A 13238-nucleotide genomic window follows, 5' to 3' on the forward strand; every position below is an offset into this window, starting at 1 on the left:
GGCATAATAATCGGTACCAAGTCAATGACACCAAGGGTCAAAGGCTATTTTTTAACTGCAAAACTTGAGTAATCAAGCTACCTAACACAGACAGCATAATGCTGTCACAGCGACCATGTATGTATTATACTTTATTATGTTATTACACACAATGATAATGATACAAAAGGCGCAGTGTAGGGTTATAATCAATTCTGCAGTGCGCCTTATTTATTTCCTTTCAAAAATATCTTTGAAAGGAGTTTTGTATTATGAATCGAAAAGAGGAAAAAGAGTCTAGGATTTTATCGATAACGGGTCAATCTACTTATCTTTATCAGGAAGCCCCCTCCATAAGACTGCATGGCAAATGGTTGGGGAAGTTAGGCTTTAGGATAGGAGAAAAGGTTTTAGTGGAAGAAGGGTACAGACATTTGACGATATCAGTCATTACCCCTGAAGAAGAAATAGTACAACAGAAATCAGTAGGAAATAAGAAGCGAAAATAGTGTGAAGAGAGGCTTGGGTAATATGCCCGGCCTTTTTACATGTGGAGGCATTCCCCTTAAAAGAAAACACAGAGATTGTTAAACTCAATAATTTGAAATCAACGATTATCTATGCCGGTCAAAAACTAAAAATCCCTAACTAAGTATGATGCCCTTGGAGGTTTAAAACTTCCTTGGGCATTTTTTTATTAAACCGTCAGATTTATGTATCTCCTGAGGCTACCAGGTAGAGGGCAACAAATAAAAGCGCCCTTCAGAAAGAGGTGATGGAAATGAAGCACAATCTAAAAATTAGTGTTTCAAAGAAACCACAGACAGGTGGAATTGTTACTTACCGTAACTTTTCCGTGAGGGAGCGCATCCTTCGATTCCTTCTTGGGGGAAAACAGCGTGTAACGATTGTAATCCCCGGAGACAGCATCGAGGAACTCTCTATCTGTGAGATGACGAAAGGAGGAAATGACCTTGAGCAAAATAAAGTTACTGCTTGATGTGGTAAATGATATGCGAAGTCTTGCTGGTAGCATACAAGCGGTTTGTGAGGCAATGGCAGATAGCGATTCTGATCCAAAAGAAGCACCTAACACAAAGACAGAAAAAGCAAATGAGCCGGATATTTCGCTGGAAAAAGTGAGAATGGTACTTGCCGAAAAAAGTCAGCTTGGCTTTACCGCTGAAGTGCGGGGCATCATCGGGAAGTATGGTGCTGACAAGTTAAGTGCTGTTGATAAGGCTTATTATGCTGACATCTTGAAAGATGCGGAGGTTCTTGGCAATGGGTAATCATGCAATATTATCTGCATCTTCATCACACAGATGGCTTCATTGTTTACCGTCTGCAAGGCTGGAGCTTGAGTTTGAAAACACAAATGGAGAAGCAGCAAAAGAAGGTACAGCAGCCCATGCCCTCTCTGAACACAAGCTAAAAAAGGCACTTCGAATCAGAAGTAAGAGGCCTACATCAGAGTATGATTCAGATGAAATGGAAGAATGCACCGATGCCTACGTTGACTTCATCATGGAGCAGGTAGAACTTGCAAGAAAGTCCTGTACAGATCCTATCGTTCTTATTGAACAACGTCTTGACTTCTCTTGTTATGTTCCAGATGGTTTTGGGACAGGAGATTGTGTGATCATCTCAGATGATAGACTTCACATCGTAGATTTCAAATATGGTATGGGCGTGCTAGTGGATGCAGAGGACAATCCACAGATGAAACTGTATGCATTAGGCGCTTTAGAGATTTATGACAGCCTATACGACATCAAAGAAATATCAATGACCATTTTTCAACCACGAAGAGAAAATGTCAGCACATGGACTGTTCCGGTAGAAGAGCTTAAAGCCTGGGCAGAAGAGGAACTAAAACCAAAAGCCGCAAAAGCCTATCAAGGTGAAGGTGAATATATGCCTGGTCCGTGGTGTACTTTCTGCAGAGCATCCAGCAGATGTCGTGCTAGAGCTGATGAAAATCTGAAACTAGCACAGATGGAGTTTAAGATGCCACCGTTACTTACAGATAGTGAGATAGAAGAAGTTCTAACCATTCTTCCCGACCTTACCAAATGGGCGAATGAGATAACTGCTTATGCGACAGACGCTGCAGTCAATCACGGTAAAGAGTGGCATGGTTTTAAGGTTGTGGAAGGTCGATCTGTTCGAAAGTATAAAGATGAAAATGCAGTAGCAGAAAAAGCTGTCATCAGCGGATACAAGGACATTTATCGTAAGAGCCTCATCCCTATGACAGAGATGCAAAAATTGATGGGTAAAACCAAATTTGAGGAAATTCTAGGAAACCTCATTTATAAACCACCGGGCAAGCCGACTCTTGTCCCCAATTCGGATAAAAGACCGGCGATGAACGTAGCTGATGCAAAAAACGAATTTAACGAAATTATGGAGGGTTAATATTATGAGTAAAATCGAAAACAGAACTAAAGTTATTACAGGTGTAAACACAAGGCTTTCTTACTTTCACGGATGGGAGCCAGTATCCATCAACGGTGGCGCAGAAAAATACAGCGTATCTGTGCTTATTCCCAAAGACGATACAGAAACCATTAATGCTATAAATGCTGCAGTGGATGCAGCCATTGATGAAGGCATCGCTAAATTTGGTGGAAAGAAACCGAACAAAGCGGCAATTAAGCTGCCACTGCGTGACGGAGATGTAGAGCGTGATGACGAGGCTTATAAGGGGCATTATTTTATCAATGCCAATAGCAAAACTGCTCCACAGATTGTAGATAAAAGTGTTAAGCCAATCATGGATCGCAGCGAAGTGTACAGCGGTTGCTATGGTAGAGTTTCACTTAACTTCTACGCTTTCAACTCAAACGGTAATAAGGGTGTTGCTTGTGGTTTGGGTAATATTCAAAAAATTAAGGATGGAGAGCCACTTGGTGGAAAGACGTCTGCAGCAGATGATTTTTCAACGCTTGCAGATGATGACTTCCTTGCCTAAAAGAAAGGATCGATTGATGGTGGTGGAGGTACTTCCTCTGCCACCTATTTTTTAGATATGGAGGTAGGAAATGAAGAATCTTGAAATCGATATCGAAACCTACTCATCTATCAATTTACAAAAGAGCGGAGTTTATCGCTATGTGGAGGCAGATGATTTTGAAATAATTTTGTTTGGCTATTCTGTTGATGGTGGCGAAGTTAAGGTGATTGATTTAATGGCCGGTGAAAAGATACCTAGCGATATACTGGATGCCTTAACTGATGAAGATGTCACTAAGTGGGCATTTAACGCTCAGTTTGAACGTGTATGCCTTTCTCGTTACCTTGGATATCCTTTTGGATCTTATCTAAACCCTTCATCTTGGAAATGTTCAATGGTGTGGTCAGCCTATATGGGACTTCCCCTTTCTTTGGAAGGTGTGGGAGCCGTTCTTGGGCTTGAAAAGCAAAAACTTACGGAAGGGAAAGACCTTATCAGATATTTTTCTGTACCTTGTAATCCTACTAAAACGAATGGCGGTAGAACTCGTAATCTACCAAGTGATGAAATGGAAAAGTGGCAGAAGTTTGTAGCCTATAACAAGCGTGATGTTGAAACAGAAATGTTAATTCAGCAAAGACTTATAAAGTTTCCTGTGCCAGATGAAATATGGGATGAATATCTTCTCGACCAAGAAATCAATGACCGCGGCATTAAGGTAGACATGGATTTTGTAAAACAGGCGATTGCTACAGATGAGATTTCTCATACTAAGTTGATGAATCAGATGCAGGAAATAACAGAACTTGATAACCCAAACTCGGTACAGCAGATGAAAGGTTGGCTCGCTGAAAATGGTCTTGAGACAGACACTCTTGGCAAAAAGGCTGTGGCAGAACTATTAAAGGATGCACCGGATGACTTGTCTGAAGTTCTTAAACTCCGTCAGCAGCTTGCAAAATCGTCCGTTAAGAAATATACGGCAATGGAGAATGCTGTTTGTGCAGATTTACGTGCCAGAGGAATGTTCCAATTTTATGGTGCAAACAGAACCGGTCGCTTTGCAGGAAGGCTTGTGCAGTTACAAAATCTACCTCAGAACCATATGCCGGATTTAAAAGAGGCACGAGGCATAGTAAAGAGCGGTGATCATGAAACCCTTGAAATGCTCTACGAGGATATACCTGACACGCTCTCACAACTTATCCGCACAGCCTTTGTACCAAAAGAAGACAATAAGTTTATTGTTGCCGATTTTTCTGCTATTGAAGCTCGTGTGCTGTCTTGGCTTGCGGGTGAACAGTGGCGAAATGAAGTTTTCGCAAATGGCGGTGATATATATTGTGCATCGGCATCACAGATGTTTAGAGTCCCTGTTGAAAAGCATGGTGTAAATGCTCATTTAAGGCAGAAAGGTAAAATTGCAGAATTGGCACTTGGTTATGGTGGATCAGTGGGTGCTTTAAAGGCTATGGGAGCCTTAGAGATGGGAATTTTAGAAGAAGAACTAAAACCCCTTGTTAATGCCTGGAGGCAGGCCAATCCATACATCGTAAAATTCTGGTGGGATGTGGATAGAGAAGTTAAGAAATGCATTAAGGAAAAAAAGTCTCAAGAAGTTCAAAATATCAAGTTTCATTACATGAGTGGAATGCTGTTTATTGTTCTTCCTTCTGGCAGAAAGCTTGCCTATGTAAAGCCTCGTATTGGAGAAAATATCTTCGGAGGTGAATCAGTTACTTATGAGGGAGTTGGTGCTACAAAAAAATGGGAGCGGCTTGAAAGTTATGGACCCAAGTTTGTAGAAAACATTGTTCAAGCAATCTCCCGTGATATTTTAATGTATGCCATGCAGACACTTAGCACTTGCAGCATTGTGGCTCATGTACACGATGAAGTTATTATTGAGGCTGATCAAAGCCTGTCACTTGATATGGTATGCAAGCAGATGGGCAGAGTACCTCCCTGGGCAAAGGGACTGCTCCTTGATGCCGATGGCTATGAATGCGATTTTTATAAGAAAGATTAAAGAAAACATCAGATTTAACCTCCCGCCGTGGCTACCAGGTAGGAGGTGTTTTTTTATGAACATTATTGAAGTGAAAGATGGTTCTCCTATCAAGGGTGAGACAGAACCGATGTCAGAAGAACAGTTACAGAAAGAATATGACTTTTATATAGCTGAGAGTATTGTTGGCATGCTCTATAAAGAGGGCAAGATTACGCAAGATGAACTACACAAAATATCAGCATTAAACCGCCAGAAATTCTCTCCGAAGTTAGCCGAGATAATGCCCTGAAACACTTGCTATTATTGCCTTTTAGAGTGATATATGTAATAGCAGAAAGTGAGGTGAGATGATGAAAAAGATAACGAAAATAGATGAACTGCCCAAATCACAGTCATTAAAAAGCAAACTTCGAGTTGCCGCTTATGCAAGGGTTTCAACGGATAGTGATGACCAGCTGGTAAGCCTTAAAGCTCAGCGGGAACACTATGAAAACTATATTAAATCCAATCCAGAATGGGAGTTTGCCGGACTTTATTATGACGAAGGCATATCAGGCACCAAGAAGGAAAAACGACCTGAACTTCTCCGTATGATTCGTGATTGTGAAAGTAATAGGATTGATTTTATTATCACCAAATCCATCAGTCGTTTTGCACGAAATACCACGGATTGCCTAGAACTGGTAAGGCACCTAATGGATATCGGTGTTTATATTTATTTCGAGAAAGAAAATCTGAATACAGGTGATATGGAAAGTGAATTAATGCTTTCTATTTTATCTGGTTTTGCTGCTGAAGAGTCCGCGTCTATTTCACAGAACACAACATGGTCAATCAGTAAAAAATTTCAAAATGGCAGTTACATTATTGGCACTCCGCCATATGGCTATGCAAACATAAATGGTGAGATGGTTATTGTTCCTGAAGAAGCTGAAATAATCAAACGTATTTTTGCAGAGTGCCTTTCAGGGAAAGGTGGAAGTGTTATCGCAAAAGGCCTAAATAGAGACAAAATCCCTGCAAGAAGGGGCAATCATTGGAGTTCGGGTACGGTGATTGATATGCTCCGCAACGAAAAATACAAAGGTGATGTGCTTTTCCAAAAGACCTACACGGATAGCAACTTCAATCGACACATAAACAATGGAGAGAAAGATCAGTTTTACTGCAAGGATCATCATGAACCGATCATCAGCAGAGAAGTATTTTCCAAGGCTCAAAAGCTGATAACTCAAAGAGCAAAATCTATGAGCAAAACTACTAACAAGAAAGCTTATCAAAACAGGTATGTGCTAAGTGGCAGAATCCTATGTGGAGAGTGCGGCAGTAAATTCAAGAGAAGAACAAACTACTCTGTTGGCAGAAGTTATATTGCTTGGAGTTGCAAAGGACATATTGAAGACAAGGACAGCTGCTCCATGTTGTTTTTGCGTGATGGAGAGATAAAAGTAACATTCTCAACCATGATGAATAAGCTCGCATTCAGCAAAAAGCTAATACTGGAGCCACTTTATGATTCTATAAACAAGATTGATGAAGAATGCGATCTTGCAAGAATTGATGCTATAGATAAACGCATGGAGCAATTAACCGAAGAACGCAATACACTGATTGGTCTTATGACTAAAGGGTTTCTTGAACCAGCTCTTTTTAACAAGGAACGAAATGTTCTGGATAAAGAAATAAAAAATATTACTGCTGAGAAGACGAACCTAGTCATGTCATTTACAAGTGGCTCTTCTCAGGCAGACGAGGTAAAGGCACTTCTTGATTATGTGTCAGCAGATAAGTTTGATGGCAATTTTACAGATGAAGCTTTTGAAAAGTTTGTAGAAAACATCATTGTAAATTCAAGGGATGAACTAACCTTTAAAATGAAATGTGGACTTTCCCTTATAGAAAAGGTGGTGAGATAAATGGCATATGTACCATACGGATATACAGTTAAAGACGGAGTCATAACTGTCGATGAGAAGGCAGCAGGTCAAGTAAAGGAGTTCTTTGAAAAATACATTTCAGGACTTTCCCTTACAGTGGCTGGTGAACAGGCAGGTATTGAAAAGACGCATTCAGTGATGGGGCGTATTTTGAAAAATATCCTTTATCTCGGAAATGACGTATATCCAGCAATCATAGATAAAGAAACATTTGATAAGGCTGAAGAGATTAGAAATAAACGTGCGAAGGACTTAGGAAGGATTGTAGAGCTTGCAGCTTTTACTGCTCCCTCTCCTATAGAACGATTCAAGATGAGAAAATCAGAAGGTAAACTTCCAGCTGATCCCGTTACCAGAGCGGAGTATTTGTACAGTCTCATAGAAAGCGAGGTGTAATATGGCAGGAAAAAATATAACTGTAATTCCGGCACGAAAAAGAGTTGGAAGTACAGCCGCAAAAGAAAAAATAAAGAAACTGCGTGTCGCTGCCTATTGCCGTGTTTCTACAGAAACTGAAGAGCAGAATTTAAGCTATGAGGTACAGGTTGCACATTATACGGAATTTATAAAGAAAAATACTGAATGGGAGTTTGCAGGCATCTTTGCAGATGACGGCATTTCCGGTACTAACACTAAAAAACGAGAAGAGTTCAACCGTATGATTGAGGAGTGTATGGAGGGCAACATCGATTTAGTTATTACAAAGTCCATCAGTCGATTTGCCCGCAACACGCTGGATTGCTTAAAGTATATTAGACAGCTCAAGGAAAAGAACATAGCAGTGTATTTTGAAAAAGAGAACATCAACACAATGGATGCCAAGGGCGAGGTGCTACTTACCATTATGGCCTCTCTTGCACAGCAAGAAAGCCAGAGCCTTTCGCAGAACGTTAAACTCGGACTTCAATATCGCTACCAGCAAGGAAAGGTGCAGGTCAATCACAATCGATTTATGGGATACACAAAAGATGAAGAAGGCAACTTGATTATTGTTCCAGAAGAGGCTGAAATCATTAAACGTATTTACAGAGAGTACCTTGAGGGCAAAAGCCTAGTAGGCATTGGCAGGGATCTAGAGAAAGACGGTATATTAACAGCTGCAGGTAAACCAAGATGGAGACCGGAAACCATAAAGAAGATTCTTCTAAACGAGAAATACATCGGCGATGCCCTTTTGCAGAAGACTTTCACAGTGGATTTTCTTACAAAGAAAAGGGTGAAGAATGAAGGCCATGTCCCACAGTATTATGTTGAAAACAGCCATGAGGCTATCATACCAAAGGAACTTTTTTTACAGGCTCAGGAAGAGCTACATCGCAGAAGTAATATTTACACAGGTGCAGACAAAAATAAAAGAATTTATAGCAGTAAATACGCTTTGAGTACCATAACCTTCTGCGGAGATTGCGGGGACATTTACAGACGTGTCTATTGGAATATTCACGGTAGAAAAGAATTTGTTTGGCGATGCGTTACAAGAATTGAGCAAGGCCCTGAGGTGTGTAAGAACCGAACGGTAAAAGAAGCTGAATTATATGATGCAGTAATGACTGCCATTAACAGATTGCTTGCCGGTGGTGACAACATGATAAGAATACTGGAAGAGAATATACATGCGATAATCGGTGATACCACGGAATATAAGATTTTAGAGATTAACACCTTGCTTGAAGAAAAGCAGAAGGAACTAATCAGCCTTGCTAATAAGGGAAAAGATTTTGAATCCCTTGCAGATGAGATTGAAGAGTTACGTGAAAAGCGTCAGACCCTTCTTGTGGAAGATGCATCCTTAAGTGGTGAGAATGAGCGGATCAACGAACTGATAGAATTTATCCGCACCAACAAATATCGGACTTTATTATATGATGATACACTTGTAAGGAAGATCATCCAAAATGTTACGGTGTATGATGACCACTTTGTAATATGCTTTAAATCTGGCATTGAAATTAAAGTATGAAAAATGTACTCCAATAGCCCACGACTCTAGAGTAGAGTTGTGGGTTTTCTTTGGGTTATACAACCATGACAATATTGCTGAATCTATTGTATTCATCGACCAAATGGTTTATAATATTCTTAGCGTTACCTTGGAGGTGCTGTATGACTACGGCAGAAATGATTAAAGAACTGTGTGAGCAAATGAATATAAGCGTTTCCGAACTCGCTAGACGTATTGGACAGACTCCACAGAATTTCAATAAGAAATTAAAGCGGGAAACGGTAACCTTGGATGAGTTGAAAGCCATCGCTGATGTGCTAGGTGTCAAGTTTGTGCAGGCATTTATTTTACCTGATGGAGATGAAATAAAAATATCTAACGAATAAAGGAGGCGGTCTAATATGATGATTAGTCCGGAAAGTTATTATGAAGAGTATCTCAAAGGAAAAACAAAAGAAGAAATAATGACCGCCATCCGAGGACTTAAGCAAGAAATAGGCCATCTAAAAAACACAATGGAAAGTCTAGGCTAAGGCGATAATCTAATAAGAATTCCACATGAATTCACTTGCATTTACTAGACTCATGAATACTTGGAAATAAATAAACAAGTCCCAAAATATGTTATGAAAGGAGTATCTGAATGTCGAAGAAGGATTCCAAACAAGATATCAGGAAAAATTCTCATAATACTTCCTCACACATTCATCATCACAGACATGAGCCAAATTCAAAGAATTCATGTATCTGTGTTGTACCAATCTTTAATCATCTTGAAGCAGCGCAGATGGAAGAAATAATGAAAGTCATGAAGTCCATTTCATATAAAAAAGGTGAAGTGCTTTATCGAGAAGGAGATACATCTAATGTCTTATATGTTGTAAGTAAGGGTAAAATTAGAATCTACCGTTTATCTGAGTCTGGAAAAGAGCAATTATTGAGAATTTTAAATCCAGGAGATTTTACAGGAGAATTAGCTCTGTTTCGTGAATCAATCCATGAAGCGTATGCAGAAGCAATGATTGATACCGATGTATGTATGATTAGTAAAAATGACTTACAAGAATTTTTATTAAAGTACCCTACGATATCTTTGAAGATCTTAGCTGAGTTTTCTAACCGACTGGAAATATCAGAAAAACAAACAACTAGATTTGTCACCGAGAAAGTGGAGGCTAGATTAGCGTTGTTTCTTGGAGAGTGTACAGATGGCGGAGTTAGTCCAATAGAAATTGAATTACCGATGAGTAAAAAGGATTTAGCCTCTTATTTAGGAACGACACCAGAAACGATCAGTAGAACGTTGGCTGATTTTGAAGATGCAGGTTATATAAAGCAAAAAAGAAACAGAAAGATTGAGATTTTAGATTTAGATGGTTTGTTGCTGATATAGCAGATAATCTTAAAATAAAAAATAGAACAGTTGGCATTAAGTTAAAAATACTAACTGTTCTATTTTTCTGCGTAAAAAGAACAAACTTGATGTAGATCAAGTTAATATCTTTTAATCCCTTATATAATGTAATCAACCCAAAGAAAAAAGAAAGAAGGAAAAAGCATGTCGAAAAAATTAGATTTTAATCAAGTCAAGGAAACACATTTAAAAACATTAGCACAGTATGTACCAATTGTAGCAAGAGTTCATGGCGGCAATCATCCAGAATTTCACCAAGTTCGTGAAGTATATGATAAGCTTGCAAAAAAATTAAAAGATACAGGAAGGGGAAAACCTGATTTAGTAGATGAATTTGCAAAGTTACGTAAAATTACAGACAATTATACAGTTCCAGATGATGTTTGTGAAAGCTATGAAGCAGTATATAACCTGTTGGCAGAATTAGATAAAGCATATGAATCATAAAAGAAACAAGTGATACAATTAATAAAAATCATAATAGGAAGGAGTATGCATATGCAAAAATTAATTTTAGGAAGAAAGAATCATATTACAATAGTAAGTGCAATTTTAATAATAATTGCATATGTTAGTAAATTAGGATTTCAAAACGAACCTATAGCTATATGGTCACTAATAATTGCCTCTGTTTTAGGAGTTATACCGATTGCCATCCAAGCGTATCAAGCACTCAGAGTTAAAGTAGTCAGTATTGATGTGTTAGTGACCATTGCAGTCATTGGCGCGTTTCTAATTAGAAATTATGAGGAGTCAGCAATTGTTACCTTTTTATTTCTATTTGGAGCTTATCTAGAACAAAGAACACTGAATAAAACACGTTCTGCAATAAAAGAATTAACTGAAATGGCGCCTGAAGTTGCTCTAAAGCAACTGAAAAATGGTGAATTTGAAGAAGTCGCAATAGAAGAGGTTGATGTAGGTGATATTTTACTTGTTAAAACGGGTGCAAAAATTCCTGTTGACGGGACAGTTTTAACAGGAGAAGGGCACATTAATGAAGCAAGTATTACAGGTGAAGCCGTTCCAGTAAGCAAAAAGAAAGATTCAGGAGTATATGCGGGAACAATTTTAGAAAATGGAACACTGCAAATCACTGCTGACCGTGTAGGTGAAGACACTACTTTTGGTAAAATCATTGAGTTAGTGGAAGAAGCACAGGATTCAAAATCAGAGGCAGAACGCTTTATTGATAGATTCTCTAAATATTATACACCGGCTGTTTTAGTTCTCTCTTTTATTGTATGGCTCATTTCAAGGGATATTCAACTGGCAATTACGATATTAGTTTTAGGATGCCCAGGAGCATTAGTAATCGGTGTTCCCGTTTCAAATGTTGCGGGTATTGGTAATGGAGCACGTCATGGTGTTCTTCTAAAAGGCAGCGAGGTTATTAATGATTTTAGCAAACTAGATACCATGGTATTTGACAAAACGGGAACATTGACAATAGGAAATCCTAGAGTAGCTGATAAAGAAATTTATGCAGATAATGTAGATGACGTATTCGCTTATCTGTCAAGTGTTGAAAAGGAATCCGATCATCCATTAGCAAAAGCAGTTGTGGAATATATTGGAGATATAGAACCATTTAGAGTTGAAAAAACAGAGGTTGTAAAAGGCGGAGGAATTGTAGCACATGTAGAAGGCCATAGAGTTGCGGTCGGAAATGTTGCACTGATGAAGCAAGAAAATGTACATTTAAGTGAGAAAGTTCACGCAGATATTGCTAGATTTGAGGGAAATGGAAATTCATTAGTTTTAACATCAGTTGATGGTGAATTAAAGGTATTGTTAGGGATTCGTGATCAAATTCGTCCAGGTGTAAAAGAAAATCTTCAGAAGTTGAAAAAACTTGGTGTTAAAAATCTAGTCGTTCTTTCAGGTGATAATCAAGGAACAGTTGATTTAGTGTCGCGTGAACTAGGTTTTACAGAGGCCCGCGGGCACATGTTGCCGGAAGATAAATCAGCATATATTAAAGTACTGCAAGAAAGAGGTCAAATTGTTGCATTTGTTGGGGACGGAGTAAATGATAGTCCTTCACTAGCTCTAGCACAAATTGGAATTGTCATGGGAGGCGGAACAGATGTAGCCATAGAAACGTCAGATGTTGTTTTAATGAATTCAGATTTTAGTCTCTTGCCACATGCACTAGGTTTAACAAAAGCGACAGCTAATAACATGCGACAAAATATTTTTATTGCAGTTGGAGTTGTATTAGTCCTGCTAGCTAGCGTATTTTTTAGTGACTGGATGAATATGTCAATCGGAATGTTAGTACACGAAGCAAGCATATTAGTGGTCATTTTAAATGGCATGAGGTTGCTACGCTACAAACTATGAAAATAAACAACAAATTAAGCTGTTGATGCAAATCAATTTAATGATGATAATAATCGAGTATAATAAAATCGATATAAACTAAAGGAGAGAAGAAAATGCAAAAAGCAATGATTCAATTAGAAACATTAACATGTCCGTCTTGTATGCAAAAAATAGAGAATGGTGTGAAATCTTTGGACGGGGTAAGTAAAGAGAGTTTGAAAGTACTATTTAATTCAAGCAAGGTGAGGGTGGAATTTGACGATGAAAAAGTATCTATAAAAGACATTGAACATGTTATCGACAAATTAGGTTATGAAGTATTAAAATCCCAGGTCAAAAATATTTAAGTAACGAACCACTTAAGTTTGTATGGGAGATAGTGTTTTGGAAGCATTTTTTCCTAAGAACTGTATTAGAGGAGCTATGTAATAAATCCATACTTTGACTGATATGTTCTCACATACGAATTCCCTCTGTGGATATGTTTCCACAGAGGGAATTTTCGATAAAAGCATTTGAGCCAATATTTCTTGACAGCTATGAACTTGTCTCAAAACACATCGAGAGTGTAACGCTATTGACTAGAAAATAGTGAATCCTGAATTATTCATACCTCTAAATGTGGATAACTATTTCTATTAAACTCACTGCTTTTTTAGACATTTTTA

Annotated in this window: 16 protein-coding genes; all 16 read left to right on the plus strand. The window is 38.5% G+C overall.

Going from position 1 to position 13238, the window contains the following annotated elements:
• Positions 1 to 251: 251 nt before the first annotated feature.
• Complete coding sequence (locus ABFX15_RS09470; protein ID WP_346025179.1) at positions 252 to 488, plus strand: SymE family type I addiction module toxin; 237 nt, start codon at positions 252 to 254, stop codon at positions 486 to 488.
• A gap of 272 nt (positions 489 to 760) precedes the next feature.
• Positions 761 to 979 (plus strand): hypothetical protein, encoded by a 219-nt coding sequence (locus ABFX15_RS09475; protein WP_069980594.1) that lies wholly within the window; start codon positions 761 to 763, stop codon positions 977 to 979.
• Entirely contained in the window at positions 954 to 1271 is a 318-nt protein-coding gene (locus ABFX15_RS09480) for an rRNA biogenesis protein rrp5 (RefSeq protein ID WP_428830629.1), read from the plus strand. The genes ABFX15_RS09475 and ABFX15_RS09480 overlap by 26 nt, the downstream gene beginning before the upstream one ends.
• Positions 1264 to 2400: a DUF2800 domain-containing protein gene (locus tag ABFX15_RS09485; protein WP_346025181.1), complete on the plus strand. Its 1137-nt coding sequence runs from the start codon at positions 1264 to 1266 to the stop codon at positions 2398 to 2400. Before ABFX15_RS09480 ends, ABFX15_RS09485 begins: the two co-directional genes overlap by 8 nt.
• 4 nt (positions 2401 to 2404) lie before the next feature.
• Entirely contained in the window at positions 2405 to 2956 is a 552-nt protein-coding gene (locus ABFX15_RS09490; protein ID WP_346025182.1) for a DUF2815 family protein, read from the plus strand.
• Between the two features lie 70 nt (positions 2957 to 3026).
• On the plus strand, positions 3027 to 4967 hold the full coding sequence (locus ABFX15_RS09495; RefSeq protein ID WP_346025183.1) for a DNA polymerase: 1941 nt from the start codon (positions 3027 to 3029) through the stop codon (positions 4965 to 4967).
• A 55-nt stretch (positions 4968 to 5022) separates the two neighbouring features.
• Positions 5023 to 5238, plus strand: a complete 216-nt coding sequence (locus ABFX15_RS09500) for an SHOCT domain-containing protein (protein WP_026478190.1) — start codon at positions 5023 to 5025, stop codon at positions 5236 to 5238.
• Positions 5239 to 5299: 61 nt separating this feature from the next.
• Positions 5300 to 6865, plus strand: coding sequence for a recombinase family protein (locus ABFX15_RS09505; RefSeq protein WP_346025184.1), 1566 nt, complete (start codon positions 5300 to 5302; stop codon positions 6863 to 6865).
• Positions 6866 to 7282 carry a recombinase gene (locus ABFX15_RS09510; RefSeq protein ID WP_346025185.1) on the plus strand — a complete coding sequence of 139 codons (417 nt, stop codon included), beginning with the start codon at positions 6866 to 6868 and terminating at the stop codon, positions 7280 to 7282.
• Position 7283: 1 nt separating this feature from the next.
• Positions 7284 to 8846 (plus strand): recombinase family protein, encoded by a 1563-nt coding sequence (locus ABFX15_RS09515; RefSeq protein ID WP_346025186.1) that lies wholly within the window; start codon positions 7284 to 7286, stop codon positions 8844 to 8846.
• A gap of 143 nt (positions 8847 to 8989) precedes the next feature.
• The gene (locus ABFX15_RS09520; protein ID WP_346025187.1) at positions 8990 to 9214 is read left to right on the plus strand and encodes a helix-turn-helix domain-containing protein; all 225 of its coding nucleotides are present in this window, start codon (positions 8990 to 8992) and stop codon (positions 9212 to 9214) included.
• 15 nt (positions 9215 to 9229) lie between these two features.
• Positions 9230 to 9361, plus strand: a complete 132-nt coding sequence (locus ABFX15_RS09525; protein WP_346025188.1) for a hypothetical protein — start codon at positions 9230 to 9232, stop codon at positions 9359 to 9361.
• Between the two features lie 110 nt (positions 9362 to 9471).
• A complete protein-coding gene (locus tag ABFX15_RS09530) occupies positions 9472 to 10221 on the plus strand; it encodes a Crp/Fnr family transcriptional regulator (RefSeq protein ID WP_346025189.1) in 750 nt (249 codons plus the stop codon).
• Between the two features lie 165 nt (positions 10222 to 10386).
• Positions 10387 to 10689: an iron-sulfur cluster repair di-iron protein, ric gene (locus ABFX15_RS09535; RefSeq protein WP_346025190.1), complete on the plus strand. Its 303-nt coding sequence runs from the start codon at positions 10387 to 10389 to the stop codon at positions 10687 to 10689.
• A gap of 51 nt (positions 10690 to 10740) precedes the next feature.
• A complete protein-coding gene (locus ABFX15_RS09540) occupies positions 10741 to 12588 on the plus strand; it encodes a heavy metal translocating P-type ATPase (protein WP_346025191.1) in 1848 nt (615 codons plus the stop codon).
• A 95-nt stretch (positions 12589 to 12683) separates the two neighbouring features.
• On the plus strand, positions 12684 to 12917 hold the full coding sequence (locus ABFX15_RS09545) for a heavy-metal-associated domain-containing protein (RefSeq protein ID WP_346025192.1): 234 nt from the start codon (positions 12684 to 12686) through the stop codon (positions 12915 to 12917).
• Positions 12918 to 13238 lie beyond the last annotated feature (321 nt).

This window comes from Alkalibacterium indicireducens, assembly GCF_039522005.1.
GTDB lineage: Bacteria > Bacillota > Bacilli > Lactobacillales > Carnobacteriaceae_A > Alkalibacterium > Alkalibacterium indicireducens.